The following is a 22,424-nucleotide window of genomic DNA, read 5'->3' as shown; positions in this document are numbered from 1 at the left end:
GGGGGATGCGTCGTCGCCGTGCCCTCGCCTTCGCCGGGTGGCTGGCCACCGCCGTGCTCGCCACCCTGGTCGGGGTGGCCGCGATCCGGCTGGTCGGGGAGAGCATCACCGGCACCCCGGGCGGGGTGCACAGCCAGCGGGACGTCGAACGGGCGCTGGCCTCGCCGCAGGCGAGCACGGCGGCCCCGGGCGGCAGCCCGTCCACCGGGCCGGGCGCGCCCCCGGTGACCGCGTCGCCGGGGGCCGGCGCGCGCCGGGCCTTCGCGACCACCGGCGGCAGCGCCGTGGCCGAGTGCACCTCGGGCGGGGTGCGGCTGGTGTCCTGGGCGCCCGCGCAGGGCTACCGGGTCGGCGACGCCGACCAGGGCCCGGACGACGACGTCGAGGTCACCTTCGTCGGGTCGGGCGGCGAGCACGAGCTGAAACTGCGATGCGTGGCCGGCGAGCCGGTGGCCGTCGCCGACGACTGATCCGGCGACGGCCACCCGCGGATCTGGTCAGCCGTGGTGCTTCTGCTGGCAGGGCACGCAGAAGCGGGCGTGCGGGACGACCTCCAGCCGCTCCGGCGGGATCTGCGCCCCGCACTTCTCGCACGCACCATAGCGACCGTCCTCGATGCGGTGCAGTGCGTCGACGATCCGCTCCAGGCTCATCCGGGTCGCCGCGATCAGCGCGGCGCGGGTGTGCGCCTCGCCCGGGTCGCCGGTGTCGGCGGTCAGCTCGGTCAGCCGGACCGTCTGGGCCGCGTGATCGTCGGTCAGTGTCGCGCGCAGGTCGGCGAGCCACTGCTGGCCGCTGGCCTGCTGGATGTCGGTGCTCATGTCGCGTCCTTCCGGAAAAGGGTAAAAGAAAAGGGCCGAAGCCGGAAGCTTCGCCCTGGTGGCCGTACCCGTCGGAGATGTTCCGGCGGTGGGCCACGCCCGCTGGGGATCGGGCTCGGCAGCCCGTGGATGGGGGCGGCACCGGGCGACGGCGCGCCCGCCGGGCGGGTGGCCACCCACGTGCGCCGGCGGCCGGCGGCAGCCGGCGACGCCGTCACGGCGGTGACGGTGACGCGGGCGAGCGGGGCGGCCGATGGCATGGGGCCACCATAGGCCGCCCCGCCGCAGAACCCAACCACGTTGCTCGCCGGCGTCCCGGCCCAGGCACGGCACGCGTCCCGTCCGCGGCGAGGTGGCGCCGTCCGGTGCGAGTTGGCATTGGGTTGGCACCCGTCCGGTTGAAGGTGGCACCTCGGTACGGCTCGCCCGTTGACGCCGGGCACCGCGCCGATAAACCCAGGCCAACGCGGTGATACACCCCAAAATGGGATGCGTACGGACTGGCGCACCTGTTGGATCTCGGCATGACGCACGATCTTGTTCTTCCTCGGAAGGCGCGCCCAGGCGACCACATCGCAGTTCTCTCCCCGTCCTTCGCCGCAGCAGGTGCCTATCCCGAAATCCACGAGCAGGCCATGCGACGGCTTGCTGACGTGACCGGCCTCGTTCCGGTCGAATACCCGACCACCCGCAAGGTGGGTGCGACCGCGGCAGCGCGCGCAGCGGACATCAACGCCGCCTTCGCAGATCCCGAGGTGCGCGGCATTCTCGCCGTCGTCGGAGGCGAGGACCAGATCACGGTCATCCCGCATCTGGACGCCGACCTCGCCCGAGCCGATCCGAAGCCGTTCCTCGGCACCAGCGACAACACCAACCTGCACCACTGGCTCTGGGGCCTTGGCATCGCCAGCTTCTACGGCGGATCCTCCCAGGTACACCTTGGCCCCGGGCCTGCCGTGGACGACATCCACGCCCGGTCGCTGCGAGCGGCGCTACTCACCGGGGAGCGGCTGGAGATCACCGATCCGGGCGAATCCGAAGATGTCGGGATCGATTGGGCCAATCCGCAAGCGTTGGAACACTCCGGAGAACGCGAACCGACGGAGCCGTGGAACTGGTACGGGCCGCGCCGCACAGTCACCGGCACCACCTGGGGCGGCTGCCTGGAGGTCATCCAGTGGATCCTGACGGCGGGACGCTTCCCATTTCCCCCGCAGATTCTGCACGGCGGGGTGCTGATCATCGAGACGTCGGAAGAACTCCTCCCTGCGCGCGATGTCAGCTTCATCGTCCGCTCACTCGGTGAACGCGGCATCCTCAGCGCCGTCGACGCGGTCCTGCTCGCCCGTCCGCCGGTCTCCGACCACACCCGTCGGCCCGCTGCCGCGGATCGGGCACGGCTACGCGAGCAGCAGCGCGACACGGTCGTCGACGTCGTGGCCCGCTACAACCCGGAGGCAGTCGTCTGCGTCGGCATCCCCTTCGGCCACACCCGACCGCAATGGATCCTTCCCCACGGCGGAGCCATCACCGTTGATGGCGTGGAACGTCGAATTTTCGCCGACTATCGATAGAACCCTCCACACGCCTGCCCGACCCATATCAAGCCGTCGCTCAACACCCAGAGGGCGGCACCGCCGGTCATGGTCAGATCGGGTCGACCCGGCCCAGCCGCCAGTAGCCCATGAACGCCACCGCCCGCCGGTCGATCCCCCGCTCGGCGACCAGGTGCCGGCGCAGCGTACGGATCACACCGGCCTCGCCCGCCAGCCAGGCGTACAGCGGCCCCGACGCCACCGAGGGCGACACCTCCCAGAGGAAGTCCCGGTCGACGTCCACGTCGGCGATCGGCGTCCGCCCGAACGGCAGGCCCGCCATGGCCGGTGTCCGGCCGGGCAGCAGGCTCGCCGCCGCCGCGGCGACGGCGGGAACCAGGCGGCTGCCGTGCGGACCCCCGTCGCGGGGCAGCCAGGCGACCTCGACGCCGGCCGGGGTCGGGACGGACAGCGCATCGGCCCGCTCCGGCACCTCCAGCAGCACCCGGCCCCGGGCGTCGGCTGGGAGCCGTTCCAGGATGGCGCAGATCGCGGGCACGGCCGTCTCGTCGCCGGCCAGCAGCAGGTGGCCCGTCGCCGGGGGCCGGAACTCGATCCCGCCGTGCTCGCCGGGGTAGCCGGCGTCGGGGCCGAGCAGGGCGGCTTCGTCCCCGGGCCGGACCCGGTGGGCCCACCGGCTGGCCGGACCGCCGTCACCGTGCAGGACGAGGTCGATGTCGACCTCGGCCAGGTGCGGCCGGGCCGCCCGGACGGTGTAGGTGCGCACCGGGCAGCGCCGGTCCTCGGGCAGGGCCCGCCACCTCACGTGCCAGTCGGCGCCGACGGGGAGCTGGACCCCGCGCTCCCCGGGCAGCGGCAGCGCCAGTTTGACCCGCTGGTCGTAGCCGTTGTCCGCGAACCGGTCCAGGTCGGGGCCGGTGAAGGTGACCCGGAGGAACGAGGGGCTGAGCCGGCGTACGGCGCGGACCTCGACGGCGAACAGGCGCCACGGCGCGATGGGCAGGGTCCCGGTCATGACACCCTGCGCCGGCTGCGGCTGGGCGTGATCAGTCGACACGAGGTTAGGCTAACCTAATGTCCCCGGTCGGGTGTGAGGCGGTACGACCTTCCCTCCCTCGGGCGACGGCCACCGGCCTGACCGGGCCGGACGGTGCCCGCCTGCGGGTCACCCGAGCGCGGCGTCCCGGTCCAGGAAGAGCAGCTGGGCCCGCTTCTCCGGCAGGTCGATCTGCGGCCCCGGCACGAAGCCCGCGCGGGTCAGCCGGGCGATCGCCTTGTCGTTGCGCGCGTCGGGCTCCGCCACGATGCGCCGGCGGCCCGGGTCGGCCAGCACGAAGGCGAGGAAGGTGTCGAGCAGTACGGCGGTGAAGCCCCGCTCGGTGCCCCCGTCCGGCGGTCCGATCATCAGGTGGATGCCGAAGTCGCCGGGCCGGACGTCGTAGCACTCTCCCACCGGATCGGCCGCCGGCTCGTACGTCTGGAACAGCGCCACCGGCCGGCCGTCCCGGTGGATCAGGTAGGCGTGGTGCGTGGCGAGCGAGTCCAGGTACTCGTAGATCTCCAGCACCCGCTCGCGGCTGGCGTCGAGCATGCCCCAGAACCGCGAGCGCTCCCGGGTGACCCAGTCGTGGATCACGTCGATGTCCTCGGCCGGCCGCACGGGCCGGATCGCCACCTCGCCGAAGCCGTCGATGTGACGCGAGCAGGAGGTCGGGGCAGTCGTCATGTCTCTCCTCGATGGGCCGGCACCGGCGTGGACCGCCGTCCGGCCGGCGTCCTGCCACACCGACGGCGCCGGCCGCCGTCACCGCCTGCGGCACGGCACCGTGACGGAAAGTCAGGACACGCCAGCCTAGACCGTCGGGCGCGTGCCACGGTCCACAGTCTCCCGCCCGGCTGGCCCGCGACCACCGACGGGGTGGCCGACTCCGGGGAGCCGGCCACCCCGTGTCGCAGGGGGCGGTGGGGTGCCTACCGCCAGGTGTCGGTGCTGGTCCTGGTGCCGCTGGCCGGGGTGGTGAAGGTGCGGTTGCCGCCGTTCTCCCAGGTGACGGAGCCGTTTGGATTCTTCTTGATGTACTTGTACTCCACCGCCGTGTTCGGGGGCAGGTTCAGCGTGGCCCGCCAGACCGGGTAGTCGGCCGAGGAGAGCGCGACGGCGTTGGCCGGGTTCCAGCCGCCGAGGGCCGCGATGTTGCCGACGACGTAGACGGTCTGGCCGTAGGAGGTGGTGACGGTGGCGTGGAACGAGGCGGCGATCTGCCCGCCGGTGTCGGTGTCGCCGCGGAAGGTCTCGTTCACCGTGTAGGTGCCGCCCTCCGGGGTGGTGAAGGAGCGGTTGGCGCCGCTCTCCCAGGTGACGGCGCCGGCCGCGTTCTTCTTGATGAACTTGTACTCCACCGGTGTGGACTGCGGCAGGTCGATCACCGTCTGGTACGTGTTGGCGCCCTGCGCGGTCAGCTTGACGGCGCCGGCCGGGGCCCAGGAGCCGAGGGCGGGGATGCTGCCGACGACGTAGACCTCCTGGTCGGCGGCCGGGGTCGCGGCGACGGTGAAGGTGGTGGCGACCTTGTCGGTGGGGTTGACCGTCGGGGTGACCGTGGGCGACGGGGTGGCGCCGCCGGGCCGGGCGTTGACGTGGATCGCGACCGCGTTGTTGGCGGGGATGGACACGGTGGCCCGGCCGCCGGAGACGGTCACCGTGCCGCCGGCGCAGCCGGACGCGGTGGCGGGTCCGGAGACGACGTCGCAGTACTGCCCGTCGGCGAGGCCGGTGGTGAACGTGGCGGTGGTGGCGCTGCCGGAGTCGTTGACGCCGAACCAGGCACGGTCGCCCCGGTGGAAGCCGATGACGTTGCTGTTGACGGTGGTGAAGTCCGACACGCTCTTGACGGAGCGGGCGGCGTTGGCCCAGCCGACCATGCCCTTGACGCCGGTGGACTGGGTCAGGCAGTTCCAGGCGCCGCCGCAGACGGTGTCGGTGACGTAGCCGCTGCCGTTGGCCGGCGGGGACTGGTTGCGGCCGGACCAGGAGAAGCTGTCGTAGACCGAGGGCTTGCCGTGCGGGTAGGCCAGGGCGAAGTAGTTGGCCAGGGTGTAGTCGGTGCCGTTCTTGTAGGACAGCACGACCCCGTCGCGCTCCAGGTCGTGGTTGGTGACCATGGAGAAGACGTTGGCGCTGGGGGCGTCGAGGTTCCAGCTCGGGATGTTGGCGAGCGTGGAGATCGAGCCCTGGAAGGCGGACCTGAGGCCCTTGGCGTACGCGAAGTCGAGCACGTCGCCGTTGCTGGTGAACGCCCGCGCCTTGAGCGCGTCGTTGCTGGCGCCGTCGAAGATCTCCTGGGCGATGTACGGGCGCTTGTTCTCGGCCACGGTGTTGTTCAGCTTGCCGAGGAGCGCCGCGAAGTCGTCCTTCTTGATGTGCTTGACCGCGTCGACCCGGAAGCCGTCGACACCGAGGCCGATCATGTCGTTGAGGAAGGCGGCGATCTTCGTACGGACGCTGTCCTTCTCGGTGTACAGGTCCGTCAGCTGCAGCAGCTCGCAGTTGGTGACCTGGGCCTCGTTGTTCCAGTCGTTGATGCCGCCGCCGGTCGGGCAGTTGTCGCCCGGCCGGTGAAAGTCCCCGTTGCCGTAGGGCACGGCCGGGAAGCTGTAGCCGGGGCCGGAGAAGTCCGTGCCCGCGTACCCGACGACGGACTCGTCGTTGTTCGCGCCGGCCATGTGGTTGACGACCGCGTCGACGTACACCCGCACGCCGGCGTTGTGGCAGGCGGTGACCATCGCGGCGAACTGCGCGCGGGTGCCGAACCTGCTCTCCAGCTTGTACGACACCGGCTGGTACACCTCGTACCAGGGGTGCACGCCGTCGACGCTGTTGGGCAGGCTGACCGACTCCTGCGGCGGCGCGACCTGGACCGCGCCGTACCCGGCGGGGCCGAGGTGGTTGGTGCAGGCGGCGGAGACGGACGGCCAGTTCCACTCCCACAGGCTGGCCGTCACCTCGCTGTTGTTGAGCCCGGCGGCGGCCTGGGCTGGGGTGGCGGCGGTGGTGGTCGCGATCGCGACCGGCAGGGCCAACGCGGCGACGGCGGCGGCGAGCAGCAGGCCGCCGGCGCGGCCACTAAGGGGTGACCTCAGACGTTCCATGACGGGTGAACCTTCCTCCGGGGGTCGAAGAGGCACTGGTGGATGGACGGCCGTCCAGGTAGCAAGACGATGCGGTATGGATGAAAGACTTTGCAAGACCTTTCGGCAAGATTTTTGAAACCTGCCGGCAATATGCACCCGCGCAGCCTCTCCTACCGCGCTCAGCGCATCCCCACTGCCCACTTCGGAGGAATCCCCCCTCGCGCTGGAGGGAGTTCCTTGACATACCGGGAGAGATCGGCGCAACCTTGCCGCAACAACTTCCAGTATTTGCGAGCAGCTTGCAGGACCCCGTCGCCGCTACGCCGCACGCTCCGGCCGGCGTCGCGCCCCGCCCGGAGTGCGCCTCAGCCGGTCCGGAGTGCGCCTCAACCGGTGCGGTGCGCCCGCCGCAGCAGCCAGGCGGCGACCAGGCCACCGGCGAGGACGGCGACCGCGCCCACCGTCTGCCCGGACTCCGACGCGGCGCGGAAGGCATCGGCGACCTGGGCCCGCTCCGCGTCGGTCCGGGCGGCGGCCAGCGCCGCGGGGAACGACCCGGCACCGGCCAGCGCGGCGGGCAGCAGGGCCGCGAACCGGGCGTTCAGCACGGCGCCCAGGACGGCGACGCCGAGGCTGCTGCCGACCTCCGTCATCGTGCCGTCCACCCCGGCGCCCGCGCCGGCCTTCTCCGGCGGGATCGCGCTCATCACCGCCTCCACGATCGCCGGGTTGGCCAGGGCGCAGCCGGTGCCCATGGTGAGCAGGCCGGCCAGCAGCAAGCCGTAGCCGTCTCCCGGAGCATGGGTGACGAACAGCAGGCCGCCGCAGAGCAGGGTCATACCGACGGCGATGGCCCCGGCCGTGCCGAGCCGGTGGATCAGCCGGGCGGCGATGCCGGCGAGGTTGAGCACGACGATGGACAGCGCGAACGGCACCATCCGCAGTCCGGCCTCCCAGGCCGGATACCCGCGCACGAACTGGAGGTGCTGGGTCAGCAGGAACAGCGCGCCGGTGGCGCCGAAGGTGATCAGGACGACCCCGGAGACCGCGCCGACGAAGCGGCGGTCCCGGAAGAAGCCCATGTCCAGCATGGGGTGGGCGATCCACCGCTCCCACCACACGAACGCGGCGAGCAGCAGCACTCCCCCGGTGGCCGTGCCGAGCACCGGGGCGGAGGCCCAGCCCCGGTCGGGGCCGGCGATGATCGCGTACACCACGGCGGTGAGGCCGGTCGTGGACAGCACCACCCCGCCGAGGTCGAGGCGACCGCCGGACGGGTTGCGGGACTCCGGCACGAGGAGCCCGGCGGCCACCAGACAGACCACCACGATCGGGACGTTGACCAGGAAGATCGCCTCCCACGGGAAGCGGGCGAGGATGAGCCCGCCGACGGGCGGCCCGGCCGCGAAACCCAGTGCGCTGGCCGCCGCCCAGATGCCGATCGCCCGGGGCCGCTCGGCGGCGTCGAAGACCTGCATCGCCACCGCGAGGGTGGCGGTGACGAGCAGTGCGCCGCCGATGCCCATGCCGGCCCGGGCCGCGATGAGCTGCCCGGTGGACTGGGCCAGCGCCGCGGCCAGCGAGCCGGCTCCGAACAGGACGAGGCCGGCCAGCAGCAGCCGGCGCCGGCCGTACCGGTCGACGGCGCTGCCCGCGGTGAGCAGCAGTCCGGACTGGACCAGCGCGTACGCGTTGATGGTCCACTGCACGTCGGCGGTGCTGGCGCCCAGCTCGGCGGTGAGCACGGGCACCGCCACGGTCAGCACGGTGTTGTCGAGCACCACCGTGACCTGGGCGAGGCAGAGCACGGCGAGGATCAGCCACCGGGTGGGCAGCGGACGGGCGGGGACGGGCAACGTCCGGACGGCGGGGTCGGACAGGCTCATGGCGCTCCTGGGCGGAAGGGAAGCGGTCGGACCGCTCAGCTCGCGGCGAGCACCGGGACGTGGGGGGCGGTGAGCGTGCCGATGGGCGACCTCACCGTGCGCTCCAGTAGCCGAGCGCGGTGAGTTGGTGCTTGCCCACGCCGAGGGTACGGCGCAGGTGCCTGGTCAGGTCGCGGGTGTTGGCCGCTTCGCAGGCGACCCAGTAGTGGGCGTCGTCGGCACCGGCGGGCAGCGCCGCGCGGACGGTGTCGACGAGGTGCCGGCCGTCGTCGCGACGGGGCACCCAGTGGATCTCGTGGCCGGCGCGGTCCCGGGTCGGCAGCGCCCGCTCGCCGTCGTGGGCGTACTCCACCCAGGCCGTGGCCGGGATGTCCGTGGCGGCGTCCAGCAGGCTGTTGACCGCCGGCAGGGACGCGGCGTCGCCGACCAGGTAGAGGTGGCGCGGGGCCGGGTCCGGCAGCCGGAACGCGCTGCCCTGCACGGTGGCCTCGATGGTGTCGCCGGCCCGGGCGGCGCTCGCCCACCGGGCGGCGCACCCGTCGTGCAGGGCGAACTCCAGGCTGAACCGGCCGGCCGCCGGGTCGGGGTCGACGAGGGTGTAGGCGCGCTGGTGGGAGCGGCCCCCGTTGTCGAACCACAGCCGGACCCACATGGTGGGGTGGACCCCGCACTCCGCCAGCAGGCCGCCGTCGTCGAGATGCAGCCGCTGATAGCTCCCGCCGACCGGCTCGGTCCCCCGCACGGTCAGCCGGAAGGTCCGGCCGCCCATCGCGCGCAGCACCAGGGCTTCCCAGTTCCGTTTCACGCACCCCTCCAGTAAGGTCAACCTAAGTTAGGGGAGGGTAACCTAAATTGGAACTGTTGTGGGAGCCTGCCTCGCCGCGCGCGCCGCACGCCCGGACAACCGGCATCCGTCGCGACGCCTGGGGCGTGGCGCACCTGTGGGCGGACACCGTGGACGAACTGGCCCGGCTCCAGGGCCGGGCGGCGGCGCTCGACCGGGCGTGGCAGATCGAGGTGGAGCGGTGGCGCTCCGAGGGCCGGCTCGCCCAGCACGTCGGGCCCGCCGAGGTGGGCTGGGACCGGTTCGCCCGCCGGGCCCGCCTCGACGACACCGCCCGGCGCTGTTACGCCGGGCTCGACCCCGCCACCCGGCGCTGGGCCGCCGCCTACGCCCAGGGGGTCAACGACGGACTCGCCGAGGGAGCCGCCGGGGCCCCGGAGTTCGCGGCGGCCGGCTGCGCCCCCGGCCGGTGGCGGCCGTGGTCCCCGCTCGGGGTCTTCCTGGTGCAGCACGTGCTGTTCGCGACCTTCCCGAACAAGCTGTGGCACGCGCACGTAGCCGCCACCCTCGGGCCGGCGGCGGCCGGGCTGTTCAGCGCCGAGCCGCCGGCCGGTTCGGGCAGCAACGCCTGGGCCGTGCCCGCCGACCCGGCCACCGGGCGGGGTCCGGTCATCGCCGGCGATCCACACCGGATCCTCGAACTACCCGGCATCTACCACCAGGTGCGGCTGGCCTGCCCCGAGTTCGACGTGCTCGGGTTCGCCTTCCCCGGCGTCCCCGGCCTACCGCACTTCGGCCACGCCGGCGAGGTGGCCTGGGCCGTGACCAACGCGATGGCCGACTACCAGGACCTCTACCGGGAGCAGCTGCGCCGCGACGGCGACCGGGTCCTGGTGCGCGAGGCCGACGGCTGGGCGCCGGCCCGCCACCACATCGAGCGCATCGGGGTACGCGGCGGCGACCCGGTGCAGGTCGAGGTGATCGAGACGCCCCGGGGCCCCGTCATCGACGAGGACCGGCACACCGGCGAGGCGATCAGCCTGCGCACCCCCACCCGGGTCGAGCAGCGCCTCGGCTTCGACGCGCTGCTGCCGCTGCTGCGGGCGCGGACCGTCGGCGACGTCGCCACGGCGCTGCGCCACTGGGTCGAACCGGTCAACAGCGTGCTCGTCGCCGACCGGTCGGGGGCGATCGCCCAGCTCGTCACCGGCCTCGTCCCGGTCCGCGACGAGCGGTGCCGGCGGGAACCGGTGCCCGGCTGGGAGCCGCGCTACGACTGGACCGGCGAGTACGCCCCGATGTCCCGGACCGCGGTGACCGGGCCGGCGGTCTGCGCCAACGACCGCCGGCCCGACGTGGCGGCGCTCGGCGTCGACTTCGCCCCGCCGCACCGCGCCCAGCGCATCCGTACGCTGCTGACGGCCGGGGCCGAGCCGTCCACCGTGCACACCGACGACCGGCTGGAGGCCGCCGTCCTGCGCGGCGCCCTCGACCGCCTCGACGCCGACGTCCTCAGCACGCCGGCCCGGGCGCTGCGCGACCGGTTGACCGCCTGGGACGGGCGGATGCGCGCCGACAGCGCCGACGCCGGCGCGTTCGCCGCCTGGCGGGCGGCGCTGGCCCGCGGGCTGCACGAGCACCCGCGGCTGCGCCCACTGCGCGCCGGGGGCGCGTACGACGAGCTGTTCGCGGCGTGGACCAACCCCCTGGGCCGCATCGGTCACGCCCTCGACGCCGTGGTGGCGGGGCTGGACCGCCTCGGCGTCGACGTGGGGCCCGTGGCCGCCGCCGCGCTGGAGGAGGTGGCGCACGGCGACCCGCCCGGCACCTGGGGGCGGCGGCACGTCCTGCACCCGGTGCACCTGTCGGTGGCCAAGGAGGTCGACGTCGCGGTGGAGGAGATGCGCGAACGCGTGGCGCTCTCCGGCGACGCCGACTGTGTGCTGGCCACGAGCAGCGTCCCCGGGCTCTCCGACGCCTGCTGGCGGGGCCCGGTCGCCCGCTACGTCTGGGACCTGACCGACCGGGCGGACAGCCGGTGGGTGGTGCCGTTCGGCGCCTCCGGCCGCCCCGACGACCCGCACTTCGACAACCAGCTGCCCCTGTGGGCCGCCGGCGAGCTGATCCCGGTGGTCACCGACTGGGCGCAGCTCACCCCCGAGCAGGAGACGAGCAACCCGTGACACACCAGAAGACCGTGGCGTACCGGGAGGGGCTACCCGACGTCGGCGAGCTGTCCCTCGTCGCCGTCGACCCGGCGGCCCACGCCGAGCTGCTGCACGGCTGGGTGACCCAGCCCCGGGCGGTGTACTGGGGATTGGCCGGGCACACCGTCGAGCAGGTGCGCGACGTGTATGCCTTCGTCGACGGGCTGGCCACCCACCACGCGTACCTGATCCAGCTCGACGGCGAGCCGATCGGCCTGTTCCAGAGCTACGAGCCGGAGGCCGACCCGGTCGGCGAGCGGTACCCCGTCCGGCCCGGCGACGTCGGCATGCACCTGCTGCTCGCCCCCGGGCGACGCCCGCCGCGCAACCTCACCGGCGCGGTGGGGCCCGCGCTGGTGCGGTTCCTCTTCCGCGACCCGGCCCGGCAACGGGTGGTGGTCGAGCCGGACGTGCGAAACGGGCGCGCGCTGCACCGGCTGGAGGGGTCCGGCTTCGCCTTCGACGATGAGATCGACATGCCCGACAAGCGGGCGCAGCTGGCCTTCCTCACCCGGGCCCGGTTCGAGGCCGACCACTGCGCGCCGGCGGCCGGCTGAGCCGGATCGGGCAGAAAGCTTCAGGATGATGTGAGGGGTCGAAGGGTATCGACATCGACTCTCGTGACGGTATAACGTGCCCGTCATCGTGATCGCCGATCGACGGGGCCCCCGTCCTTCATCGAGGAGTGTCGTGGCCACCTCCCCCTCCGCCACCCTGCGGCGTCGCCGCCTGCTCGGCCTACCCGCCCTGCTGGCCGCCGCGTTCACCGTCACCGCCACCGCCCGGCCCGCCCCGGCCCGCGCCGCCACGCCGGCCGAGTGCCTGGCCGATTTGATCCAGGCCTCCTGATGGCCCCGGTCCCCTGGCTCGCCGACGTGCTGCGGGCCGCAGGCGTGCAGGTCGTCGAGGAGGGCGACTGGCGCAACCGGGCGCGCCCGGGCGACTTCGCCCCGATCGGGGTGCTGTGGCACCACACCGCGTCCACCTCCAGCGCCACCAACCCGCACCCGGCGCTGAACATCTGCATCAACGGCCGCTCCGACCTGCCCGGCCCGCTCTGCCAGGCCCTGGTCGACTACCACGGCGTGTTCCACCTGATCTCCGCCGGCCGGTGCAACCATGCCGGCGCCAGCCGCGGCAGCGGCCCGATCCCGGCCGGCGACGGCAACACCCTGATGATCGGCTGGGAGATCGACTACAACGGCGTCAGCCAGGAGATGACCAGCGCCCAGTACAACGCGTGCATCGCCGCCACCGCCGCGGTGCTCACCCGTTTGGGCCGGGACGCCAGCCACGCCCGGGGCCACCGCGAGACCAGCACCTCCGGGAAGATCGACCCGTCGTTCATCGACCTCGACGTGATGCGCGCCGACGTCGCCGCCCGGATGTCCGGCGGGAGCGCGTGGAGCGCGATCGTGGACAACTCCACCGCCGGGCGGTTCACCGCCAGCGCCAACTGGGGCGTCTCGTCGTACTCGGGGCAGCGGTACGGCGCCGACTACCGCTACGCCGATCCGGTGCAGTCCAGCGACGTCGCCTGGTACCGGGTCAACGTCCCGGCAACCGGGAGCTACCGGGTCGACGCCTGGTGGCCGGCGAACGCCGGCTACAACAGCGCCACGCCGTACATCGTGGCCACCACCGCCGGCAACCGGACCGTCCACGTCGACCAGCGCGCCACCGGCGGGCAGTGGCGTTCCCTCGGCACGTTCGCCCTGCCGGCCGGGGACGCCAACCGCGTCGGGGTCAGCCGGTGGACCACCGCCGCCGGGCTGGTCATCGCCGACGCGATCCGGCTCACCCGGATCGTCTGAGGCCACCGCAGGGGGGTGGGTGAGGCGTGCGGCCCGGACCGGCGGCACGCCTCACTCCTGCCCCAACCAGGTGCGCAGCGCCCACCACCAGCGCACCGTCTGCGGGACCGGCCACCGGCCGCCCGGCTCGGCGAGGGTCGGCGGCAGCCCGGCCAGCTCCTGCAACCGGCGCAGCCGGTAGCGCACGGTGTTCGGGTGCAGGTGCAGGGCCGTGGCCGTCAGGTCCAGCCGTTGACCGTGGTCCAGGTAGGCCAGCGCGGTCGAGGCGAGCTGGCGGTGGAAGTCGTCGGCCTGGTCGAGGGCGCCGAGCAATTCCCCGCTGACCAGCCCGGCCAGCTCCGGCTGGGCGGCCAGCGCGGTCTCGCCGGCCAGGTCGACCACCCCGTGCAGACCGCGCAGCCCGGCCCGGGCGGCGACGCGCAGCGCGGCCACGCACAGCCGGTGCAGGGCCGGGGCCTCGGCCAGCGGTCGGGCCGGGGCGGCCACCACGAGCACGGCGGCGTCGGCCAGGTCGGCGGACGGCAGCCGCGGGGACAGGCCGGCGAGCCGGTCGTCGACCGTGCCGAAGACACCCCCGCCCCCGCAGAACTGCCGCCGCACCGCTGGAATCCGGGCCGGGTCGGTCAGGTCGGTGACCACGCAGTGGTACCGGCCGTCGGGGCGCAGCCCGAACCCGGCCAGCTCGTCCGGCCGACCGTCGGCCGCCTCGTCGAGCAGCAGCCGCCGCAGCAGCCGGTTACGGGCGTCCCGCCGGGTGCGGACCAGTTCCAGCTCCGCCGTGTGATGGCCGTCGACCAGGGCACGCTCCAGGGCACTGGCGTACCGGCCGAGCTCCAGCATGGCCTCCAGCAGCGCGGTGTCGGATATCCCGGCGGCCCGGCCGCGGTCCAGCGCGATCTCCACCACCTTCTGCCTGCCCGCCTGCACCCCGCGCAGCAGGCCCGCGACGGAGACGCCCTGCCCGGCCCGGTCGGCGCCGAGCCGCCGCGCCTCCGCGAAGTCCCGTTCGCTGGGCTCCGCCAGGCGCTGGAAGGAGGCCAGCCCAGCGGCCAACAGGGCCGCCACGTGCCGACGGTTCTCCGCCGGCGGCAGCCGCGCCACCTCCGGTGAGTGCACCCGGGCGGCCTCGACCATCTCGTCCACGACCTGCCGGTCCGCGGCCAGCTCGCGCAGCAGCGCACCGAGGGGCCCGGTCCGTTCCGTCAACGCCATCGGCCCGCTCCCCTCGCCACGGCCACTGTGGCCCGTCCACAACGACCCGGCCCGGTTTTGGCCTCCGTCGCCTACCGGGAGTCCGGCTTCGGTTGGTTTCCTTCTGTTACCGCAAAGTAACACCGCGTTCCGCACCGCGTTCCGCACCGCGGAACGCCACACCACGGCCGCCCCACGTCCAGGAGTAGTCCATGACCACAGCACCGTCCGCGCCCCCGCGCGCCCACCGTCCCCGCCCACGCCGGTACGGCAGCCTCGCCACCGCCCTCGCCCTCCTCACCCTCGCCGCCGCGCCCGCCCCCGCCGTCGCCGCCGTCGTTCCCGCCTCCGCCGGGCTGGCGGAGGTGATGTTCGTCGGCAACAACTGGGAGGGCACCGTGGACGTCATCCGCCCGCGCGGCGACTACGCCCGCCTCGGCCGGATCAACGTCGTCCCGGACAGGCAGCAGCGGCTCTGGGAGATCTACCTCAACCCCATCAAACTCGCCTTCTACCTGGGCATCCAGCAGGGCCCCGGCGAGGGGCACGACCAACTCGTCGACGACATGTACACCACACCGGACGGCACCGCGCTGGTGGCGTCCCGGCCCAGCTTCGCCGACGTCGTCTCGATCGACCTGAGCACCGGGGCGGTGCGGTGGCGGTTCCCGGTCTCCGGGTTCCGCTCCGACCACATGGCGGTCTCGCCAGACGGCACCCGGGTCGCGGTCTCCGCCTCCACCTCGAACAAGGTGCACGTCCTCGACATCAACACCGGCCAGCAGGTCGGCTCGTTCGGCACCGGCGACAAGCCGCACGAGAACCTCTTCACCGGCGGCGGCCGGCACATCTGGAACATGTCCATCGGCGAGGTGAACACCTCCCTCGACGACCCGTCGCAGGACTGGACCAAGGGCGACCGGCACATCACGATCGCCGACGCCGGCACCCTGCAGACGGTGAGGGAGATCGACATGCGGCCCCGGCTGGACGCCTTCGGCCGCGGCGACCTCTCCGACGCCGTCCGGCCCGCGGTCTTCACACCCGACGAGCGCAAGCTCTACTTCCAGGTGTCGTTCTTCAACGGCTTCGTCGAGTACGACGTGGCCACCGACAAGATCACCCGGGTCGCCACCCTGCCGAAGAACCCCAACACCAGCGAGGACCGCACCACCTGGGTCAACGACTCCCGGCACCACGGCATGTCGATCAGCCCCGGCGGCGCGAAGCTCTGCGTCGCCGGCACCATGGACGACTACGCCACCGTCGTCGACCGGGCCACCCTCGCCCCCGGCCCGCTGGTCACCGCCAGCAAGCCGTACTGGGCGACGGTGAGCGGGGACGGCCGCGACTGCGTCATCTCCGAGTCGGGCGCGGACCGGGTCACCGCGATCAGCTTCGCCACCGGCCAGAAGGTGGCCAGCGTGCCCGTGGGCGACCACCCGCAGCGGGTCCGGATCGGGCACCTGCCGAGCGACTGGACGCCGCCCGCCGTCCAGTAGGCCCGGCGCACGGTGCGGCCCGGCCGGACTACCGGCCGGGCCGCACCGTGCTGTCGTCCGGTCAACCGCCGAGGCTCGCGGCGCCCGCGGCGATCGCAGAGGCGAAGTAGCTCACCTGGGTGTAGACGCCCGGGTAGTTGGGGCGGGCACAGCCGTTGCCCCAACTGACGATGCCGACCTGGATCCAGGCGTTGCTGGCGTCGCGGCGGAACATCGGGCCGCCCGAGTCACCCTGGCAGGTGTCGGTGCCGCCGCTGGCGTAGCCGGCGCAGATCTCCTCGGCCGGGATGATGTCGCCGCCGTAGTTCGAGTTGCAGACCGAGTCGCTGACGAACGGCACCGTGGCCTTGAGCAGGTAGCGCTGCTGCGCGCCGCCCTCCCGCGCCGCGCCCCAGCCGGCGATGGTGAAGGTGCCGCTGTCGTACGCGCCGCTGGTGGCGATCGGCAGGGTGGCCAGGGTGGTGACCGGGGTCGCCAGCCGGATCAGCGCCCAGTCCTTGCCGGAACCGTTGTAGCCCGGGGCGCGGTAGACGTAGTTCGACCGGACGGTGATCCGGCTGCTCGACTGGAGGTCGACCGCGCCGAGGGTGGCCGTGATGCTGGTGTTGGCACCAGTGGCGCCCACGCAGTGCGCGGCGGTGAGGACCAGCCGGGGGCTGTAGAGCGCCCCGCCGCAGCCCATCGAGAGTCGCACCATGAACGGGAACTCGCCCTGGGTGGCCCGGGTGCCGCCGACGACGTTCGGGGTCATCGTGCCGTCGGGCGGCGCGGCGGCGGCGGGTGCGGTGAGGGTGAGGCTGCCCGCGGTCACCGCGACCAGCGCGGCGGCCAACAGGCCAGTGAGGGTGCGCCAGCGAACCATATGTTCCTCCGCATCGAGGGACCGGCGCGCCGGTGGGCGCACCGTGTTCGGGATGACGGAGATTCTATTGATGTATATAAATTTCTGATCATCCTCTCCTGGTCATACGACGGTGCTATCCGCCCGCCGGGCCGAGACCCCGGCGGGCGGCGCGACTAAGCCGTCGAACCGATCCGAGCCGTTCGGGCCGGGTCGAGCACCGCCGGCACCGCTCACCCGGCGCCGAAGCAGACGAAGGCGGCGGCCGTGGCCGCGGCGGAGCCGTCGCCGGTGGCCACGAACGCGGCCTGGGCGTCGGCGAGGGCCTGTGCCGGCCGGACGCCGGCGCGCATTCGGCGGTGCAGGTCCAGCATGAGTGCGGTGGTGAGGTCGGCCGGCACCGGCAGCACGGCCGCCACCAGACACCGGGTGCCCAGCGCCAGCAGCACGGCGGTGAAGCCGAGCACCTCGTCGCCGGGGCGCACCCCGGAAAGCCCCGAGTCGCACGCGGAGAGCACCACGCAGCCCGGCGGGCGGGGCAACCGTTCCAGCTCGTACGCGAGCAGCGGCCCGTCGGCCAACTCCAGGCCGGAGAAGAGCGGGTTGTCGGCCCGGAACGTGCCGTGCGCGGCGATGTGGGCCAGCCCGGCGCCGTCCAGCGCGGCGGTCAACGCGCCGGCGGTGGCGTCCGCCCCGGCGAGCAGCCGGGAGCCGGGCAGTTCGCGGGCGAGCAGCCCGACCTCGGTCCGCGCGGCCGGCAGGCGCGGGCCCGCCGCCAGCACCGGTGCGCCATCGGGCGCGATCCGGCCGTCCGCGCGCAACCAGGCCGTGGCCGACGGGGCCACCGTCACCGGCCGCCCGGCGCAGGTCGGCAGGCCGGACCACGGGACCGCGTGCAGCGCCGCCGTCGGGACGAGCACCAGGGGGCGGTCGCCCAGCCGCCGGCGCAGCGGGTCGAACAGCTGCCGGTCCAGCACCGCCGCGGCGTGCCCGACCCCGGCGCGGGCGGCCGCGGTGTCGCCGGTGGTGACCAGCCGGCGCAGACCGAAGCGATGCCGCCGGGCCTGCTCCACCGCCTCGGCGAGCGGACCGAGGTCGTGCAGGCTGGCCCGGCCGTCGCGGACCAGCACCGCCCGCAGATGGTTTCCGTGCGCCACCAGTTCCACCAGCACGCGCGGGCCGAGCCGGGCGGCGAGCGCCGCGACGCCCAGCGGGGCCGTAACGTCGCCGCCGCCGGGCGCGCGCCGGGCCAGGTCCCGGATGCGCTGTTCGAGCCGGGCCTGTCGTCCCCGCAGCGCGTGCGTCGGCCCGCCCGCGAGCAGGGCATCCTCCAACAGGCTGCTGACCAGGCGAAGCTCGCTGAGCGCCGCGACCAGGTCCGGGTCCTCGGGCGGCAGCGCCGGCCGGGTGCGCAGGGCATTGGCCCGCCACCGCTCCGCCCAGGCCAGGACCCGGCCGGGGGCGCCGGACCGCACCGCGAGGTCCAGTCCCTCGGCGGCCAACTGCTGCCCGTACGCCCCGCTGTGCGCCCGCAGCTCGGTGGCGCCGAGCGAGGCCCGGTGGCTGTCCAGCACGGCCAGTCCGCGCCGCAGCGCCCGGGCAGCGGAGCGGTCGTCCCCCTCGAGCCGGCGCGCCAGCGCCAGGGCGTACCACCCCTGGGCCCGGCTCGACGCGGTGCCCCGCCGACGGGCCCGCGCCGCCCGGCCCAGCAGGGTCGCCGCCTTCTCGGTGCGGCCGAGCGCGACGGCCAGCCGACCGGCGTCGATCCGGGTGGTCAACGCCGGGCCGGGCCAGCCGGTCGCGTCGAGCTGGTCGGCGGTACGCACCAGCGCGGTGAGCAGCGCCGCCGAGCCGGTGCCGCGACGAAACTCGGCGCGCAGCTCGACGTGCCGGGCGAAGGCAGCCCAGGTGCGGCGGCCCTGGCGGCGGAAGCGGACCCGCGCCCGGGCCGCGGCGTCGGTGGCGGTGTCCAGGTCCCCGGCGAGCAGCGCGGCGCGGGCCTGGGCCAGCAGCGCCTCAGCCAGGTCGGAGGCCATCCCCCGGCGGCCCAGCTCCCGCACCGCCGCCCCGGCCACCTCGACCGCCTCGTCGAGCAGCGGCACCGACAGCAGCAGCTCGAACCGGTCCAGCAGCAGCGCCGGCCGGGGCACCGACAGCCGGCGGTACTCCTGCTCGACCTCGGCGAAGCAGCGCAGCGCGCCCACGGTGTCGCCGCGCTGGCCCGCCGCGATGCCCAGGTTCCAGCGGGCGTCGGCGGCGGCGAGTTCCAGCCCGAGCCGCTGGAAGATCGCCGCCGACCGGGCGAGGTCGTCGTCGCGGCCCCGGCCGGCACCCCGGTGGGCGTTGAGCAGACCGCGGTTGTTGCGGGCCCGGGCCTCCAGCAGCTGGTCGTCCTCGCGCTGGGCGATCTCGACGGCGAGGGAGTAGTCGCGCACCGCCTCGTCGTAGCGGCCCCGGTAGTGCAGCACCACGCCCCGCTGCAACTGGGCGTGTCCGGCGTCGGCCCCGGTGAGCGGGGGCAGGGCGGCGGTCACCGCGCGCAGGGCCGCGCCGGTACGGCCGGCGTTGGCCAGCACGTAGCCGAGGCTCATCCGGGCCAGCGCGCGGGTACGGGGCGTCGCGGCGACCCGCACCGCCCGACGCAGGTGACGCAGCGCGCCAGGCAGGTCGTTGAGTTCCCGCAGGGCCAGGCCGACGGCCCGTTCGGCGGTGGAGCGCTCGTCGCCGGTGCCGGCGCGGCCGGCGGCGAGCACCCGCTGTGCGAGGGCGATCGCCTCGCGGGGGTAGCGCTGCACCGCGTCGAGCGCGGCCTGGGCCGCTCCGGCACCGGAACCGGCGCTGTCGACCATACCGGACAGCGTTCCCGATGAACCGGCCAGCGTCAATGCGGACGGGGCAGGTGGGAATTCCACGGATCGCAGTGACGATTCACGTCATTGACATTCAACAATGGTTTGGAAGAATCGACCGAGCCCGGCAAGTGCTGTGGCGACCGCACCGGGGACACCGTCGATCGTGCCGCCCGCAACCGCCTGGAGGACCGGTGCCGCCTGACCTCCCCCGCACGCCGCCGGCCGGCCGGCTGTCCCGTCGGCGGCTGCTGGCACTCGGCGCGCTCGCCGCGGCGGCGCCCCTGGGCAGCGCGCTGCGACCGGCCGCCGCCGTTGGCGACACCGGCGACGACGACGCGTACCAACGCGCCTTCTCCGACGCCCTGGCCGCCGACCCGAACGTCCGCCGGCACACCGTCCCGGGCCGGGAGTTCCTCTACCGTCCCCGGCAGTTGCTCGCGGCCAATGCCGACGCCCAACGGGTCACCGCCTGGCTGCGCTCGCGCGGGCACCAGGTGACCGTCGGCGCCGGCTTCGCCGGGGTCACCCGGCTGCTGTTCGGCAAGGAGACCGACATCCCCACGGTGGTGACGGCGCTGCGCAACCCCCAGCAGTGGCCGGGCCAGACCGTGCCGGCGGCACAGCCACACCACGTGCTGCTGGGCCTGGGCAACATCATGGGCAGCCCGGGCAGCCCGCCCCGGGCCGTGGCCGCGCTGGCCCCGCCGAACCCGGCCCGGCTCGGCGAGGGCGCCGGGGTGACCGTCGGCGTCTGCGACACCGGGATCTGGCAACAGGCCGGCGCGTACCACCCCCAGTGGCTCGGTGGCAGCTACCTCCCGGAGCCGGACGACGAGGACGCGCTCTACGTCTCCGGGACCGTGCTGGCCACGCAGGGCGGCCACGGCACCTTCGTCGCCGGGGTGGTCCGGCAGGCCGCGCCGGGAGTCAAGGTCGACCCGGAGCAGGCGCTGAACCCCACCGGCGTCGGCGACGAGGCGATGCTGGTGGCCGCCATGTCCCGCCTCGGGCCGCAGGTCTCCATCGTGAACCTGTCCCTGGGCGGCTTCACCCAGGACGACCTGCCCCCGCTGCCCCTGGTCAACGCCGTGGCCGCGCTGCCGGCGCAGACCGCTGTGGTGGCCGCCGCCGGCAACGCCGGCACCAGCCGCCCGGCCTGGCCGGCCGCCCTGGGCCGGGTGCTCGGCGTGGCCGCGGTGAGCCGGGTCGGCACCGGCATCGTGCCGGCGGCGTACAGCGGTTTCGGCCCGTGGGCCGACGCCTGCGCGGTCGGCGAGCGCGACAGCACGTACGTCGAGGGCCAGCTTCCGCTGCCGGGGCGGCCGACCCGGGTGTTCCACGGCTTCGCCGGGTGGGCCGGCACCTCGTTCGCCACCGCGTACGTCTCCGGCCGGCTGGCGGCCATGATGGTCGCCGGGGGCCTGAGCGCCGACGCGGCCCGGGTCGCGCTGCTCGCGAACCCCCGCTGGCACCCCGACTACGGGGTGCTGGTCTCGTGAGGCCCGGCCCGGACGGCGAAGGGGCACGCCGGTGAGCGAGCCGACCGCCACCGGACTGGTCGCCGCCGCCGCCGGTGGGGACGAGGCGGCCTGGACCGAGCTGGTACGCCGCTACACCCCGCTGGTGGTGTCGGTGATCCGGGCACACGGGATGAGCCGCGCCGACGCCGCCGACGTCAACCAGACCGTCTGGCTGCGCCTGGTGGAGCGGCTGGACCAGGTGCGGGACCCGCAGGCGCTGGCCGCCTGGCTGGCCACCACCGCCCGGCGGGAGTGCTACCGGCTGTCCCGCCTCGGCCGGCGCAGCCAGCCGGTCGACCCGCACGACGACGCGCTCGACGCCCGGCACGGGCCGCCGGTGGACGTGGCGGCGCCGGACGAGGCGCTGCTGCGGGCCGAACGCGGCCAGGCGCTGCGGGAGGGCTTTGCCCAGCTCCCGCCCCGCTGCCAGGAGCTGCTGGCCCTGCTGACGGCCGACCCCCCGGTCAGCTACCGGGAAATCGGCGAGCGACTCGGCATGCCGGTCGGTAGCATCGGCCCCACCCAGGGCCGCTGCCTGCACAAGCTGCGTAACTGCCCGGCGCTCGCCCCGTTCCTCGGGGCCCGTCGCGGCCCCAAGAGGAACGGGGGTGACCGCGATGGCGCCGTGGCCGCCGGTCGATGACGATGCCCTGACCGTGGAGTTGGGCGCGGCGCTGTGGGACGCCGGGCCCGTCCCCGAGGAGTTCCTGACCGCCGCGCGGGCAGCGTTCGCCTGGCGGACCGTGGACGCCGAACTGGCGGTCGCCGAGCTGACGTTCGACTCGGCGTGCGATGCCGAGCCCGCCGGGCTCACCCGCTCGGGTGGCGCGGCGCGGACCCTGTCCTTCCGCAGCGGCGCCGTGGTGCTGGAGATCGAGGTGAGCGACGCCGGCATCGTCGGTCAGCTCTCCCCGGCCCGCGGCGGGCGGGTCACCGCCCGGACGGCCACCGGTCAGTACGACGAGTCGCCGGTCGACGAGGTGGGCTTCTTCTCGCTGGGCGCTCCCCCGGCCGGCCCGGTCCGGCTCGCCGCCCGCGCCGACGGGTACGCGGTGGCCACCGACTGGGTCAGCCTGGGCTGAGGCCGCCGCCCGGCCTGTCCACGCCGGCGGCGCCCTTCCCTCGGATCCGACATCGCGGGCGACCTGCCCGGGTTGTCCTGGCTGTTCAGGGCCACTGTCCGGCACCGTCCGGGACAGCGTCGGGTCGCCGCTTCGGGTGGCGACGGGCCCTGCTGGCAGTGCAACAAGACCTACGGAGGCCACTGCTCCTACAACGCCCCGTGCTCGACGTGCAGATGATCGCCTTGCTGACAGGCG

19 protein-coding genes are annotated in these 22,424 nt (G+C 74.3%); 10 read left to right on the top strand and 9 right to left on the bottom strand.

Features of this window, described 5'->3' with window-relative positions:
• Positions 1-5 precede the first annotated feature (5 nt).
• The gene (locus ACH4T9_RS28550; protein ID WP_396674348.1) at positions 6-470 is read left to right on the top strand and encodes a septum formation initiator; all 465 of its coding nucleotides are present in this window, start codon (positions 6-8) and stop codon (positions 468-470) included.
• Positions 471-497: 27 nt separating this feature from the next.
• Here the strand turns inward: ACH4T9_RS28550 and ACH4T9_RS28545 are convergent, their stop codons facing one another.
• A complete protein-coding gene (locus ACH4T9_RS28545) occupies positions 498-821 on the bottom strand; it encodes a TraR/DksA family transcriptional regulator (RefSeq protein WP_396674350.1) in 324 nt (107 codons plus the stop codon).
• A 524-nt stretch (positions 822-1,345) separates the two neighbouring features.
• Between ACH4T9_RS28545 and ACH4T9_RS28540 the strand changes: the two genes are divergently transcribed.
• On the top strand, positions 1,346-2,395 hold the full coding sequence (locus ACH4T9_RS28540) for an LD-carboxypeptidase (RefSeq protein WP_396674351.1): 1,050 nt from the start codon (positions 1,346-1,348) through the stop codon (positions 2,393-2,395).
• A 73-nt stretch (positions 2,396-2,468) separates the two neighbouring features.
• Here ACH4T9_RS28540 and ACH4T9_RS28535 read toward each other — a convergent pair whose 3' ends face one another.
• The 5 genes from ACH4T9_RS28535 to ACH4T9_RS28515 form a co-directional block, all read right to left on the bottom strand.
• Entirely contained in the window at positions 2,469-3,392 is a 924-nt protein-coding gene (locus tag ACH4T9_RS28535; RefSeq protein ID WP_396674406.1) for a siderophore-interacting protein, read from the bottom strand.
• A 150-nt stretch (positions 3,393-3,542) separates the two neighbouring features.
• Complete coding sequence (locus ACH4T9_RS28530) at positions 3,543-4,103, bottom strand: GNAT family N-acetyltransferase (RefSeq protein ID WP_396674352.1); 561 nt, start codon at positions 4,101-4,103, stop codon at positions 3,543-3,545.
• Positions 4,104-4,348: 245 nt separating this feature from the next.
• Positions 4,349-6,526 carry a carbohydrate-binding module family 20 domain-containing protein gene (locus tag ACH4T9_RS28525; RefSeq protein ID WP_396674353.1) on the bottom strand — a complete coding sequence of 726 codons (2,178 nt, stop codon included), beginning with the start codon at positions 6,524-6,526 and terminating at the stop codon, positions 4,349-4,351.
• A gap of 368 nt (positions 6,527-6,894) precedes the next feature.
• Positions 6,895-8,394, bottom strand: a complete 1,500-nt coding sequence (locus ACH4T9_RS28520; RefSeq protein ID WP_396674354.1) for an MFS transporter — start codon at positions 8,392-8,394, stop codon at positions 6,895-6,897.
• 91 nt (positions 8,395-8,485) lie between these two features.
• Positions 8,486-9,199, bottom strand: coding sequence for a siderophore-interacting protein (locus tag ACH4T9_RS28515; protein WP_396674355.1), 714 nt, complete (start codon positions 9,197-9,199; stop codon positions 8,486-8,488).
• Between the two features lie 56 nt (positions 9,200-9,255).
• On the opposite strand from ACH4T9_RS28515, the gene ACH4T9_RS28510 reads away from it, so the two are divergent.
• From ACH4T9_RS28510 to ACH4T9_RS28495, 4 genes are all read left to right on the top strand, one after another.
• Entirely contained in the window at positions 9,256-11,361 is a 2,106-nt protein-coding gene (locus tag ACH4T9_RS28510; protein ID WP_396674408.1) for a penicillin acylase family protein, read from the top strand.
• Positions 11,362-11,375: 14 nt separating this feature from the next.
• Positions 11,376-11,942, top strand: a complete 567-nt coding sequence (locus tag ACH4T9_RS28505; protein WP_396674410.1) for a GNAT family N-acetyltransferase — start codon at positions 11,376-11,378, stop codon at positions 11,940-11,942.
• 133 nt (positions 11,943-12,075) lie between these two features.
• Positions 12,076-12,234, top strand: coding sequence for a hypothetical protein (locus ACH4T9_RS28500; RefSeq protein WP_396674356.1), 159 nt, complete (start codon positions 12,076-12,078; stop codon positions 12,232-12,234).
• Positions 12,234-13,199 (top strand): N-acetylmuramoyl-L-alanine amidase, encoded by a 966-nt coding sequence (locus tag ACH4T9_RS28495; protein WP_396674357.1) that lies wholly within the window; start codon positions 12,234-12,236, stop codon positions 13,197-13,199. Before ACH4T9_RS28500 ends, ACH4T9_RS28495 begins: the two co-directional genes overlap by 1 nt.
• 51 nt (positions 13,200-13,250) lie before the next feature.
• Here the strand turns inward: ACH4T9_RS28495 and ACH4T9_RS28490 are convergent, their stop codons facing one another.
• Positions 13,251-14,411 (bottom strand): helix-turn-helix domain-containing protein, encoded by a 1,161-nt coding sequence (locus tag ACH4T9_RS28490; RefSeq protein WP_396674358.1) that lies wholly within the window; start codon positions 14,409-14,411, stop codon positions 13,251-13,253.
• Positions 14,412-14,602: 191 nt separating this feature from the next.
• Between ACH4T9_RS28490 and ACH4T9_RS28485 the strand changes: the two genes are divergently transcribed.
• Positions 14,603-15,892 (top strand): YncE family protein, encoded by a 1,290-nt coding sequence (locus ACH4T9_RS28485; RefSeq protein WP_396674360.1) that lies wholly within the window; start codon positions 14,603-14,605, stop codon positions 15,890-15,892.
• A 61-nt stretch (positions 15,893-15,953) separates the two neighbouring features.
• Here the strand turns inward: ACH4T9_RS28485 and ACH4T9_RS28480 are convergent, their stop codons facing one another.
• On the bottom strand, positions 15,954-16,754 hold the full coding sequence (locus ACH4T9_RS28480; protein WP_396674361.1) for a S1 family peptidase: 801 nt from the start codon (positions 16,752-16,754) through the stop codon (positions 15,954-15,956).
• Between the two features lie 212 nt (positions 16,755-16,966).
• Positions 16,967-19,582, bottom strand: coding sequence for a CHAT domain-containing protein (locus ACH4T9_RS28475; protein ID WP_396674363.1), 2,616 nt, complete (start codon positions 19,580-19,582; stop codon positions 16,967-16,969).
• Positions 19,583-19,776: 194 nt separating this feature from the next.
• On the opposite strand from ACH4T9_RS28475, the gene ACH4T9_RS28470 reads away from it, so the two are divergent.
• Genes ACH4T9_RS28470 through ACH4T9_RS28460 form a run of 3 tightly spaced genes read left to right on the top strand, consistent with a single transcriptional unit; the run spans position 19,777 to position 22,187 of the window.
• Positions 19,777-21,084, top strand: a complete 1,308-nt coding sequence (locus ACH4T9_RS28470) for a S8/S53 family peptidase (protein ID WP_396674364.1) — start codon at positions 19,777-19,779, stop codon at positions 21,082-21,084.
• 31 nt (positions 21,085-21,115) lie between these two features.
• Complete coding sequence (locus ACH4T9_RS28465; protein WP_396674366.1) at positions 21,116-21,748, top strand: RNA polymerase sigma factor; 633 nt, start codon at positions 21,116-21,118, stop codon at positions 21,746-21,748.
• A complete protein-coding gene (locus tag ACH4T9_RS28460; RefSeq protein ID WP_387024260.1) occupies positions 21,723-22,187 on the top strand; it encodes a hypothetical protein in 465 nt (154 codons plus the stop codon). The genes ACH4T9_RS28465 and ACH4T9_RS28460 overlap by 26 nt, the downstream gene beginning before the upstream one ends.
• Positions 22,188-22,424 lie beyond the last annotated feature (237 nt).

Origin of the sequence: Micromonospora sp. NPDC020750 (genome assembly GCF_044334565.1) — a bacterium.
GTDB lineage: Bacteria > Actinomycetota > Actinomycetes > Mycobacteriales > Micromonosporaceae > Micromonospora.
Note: the sequence above shows the minus strand (reverse complement) of the source record. Positions and strands in the feature narration are given on the sequence as shown.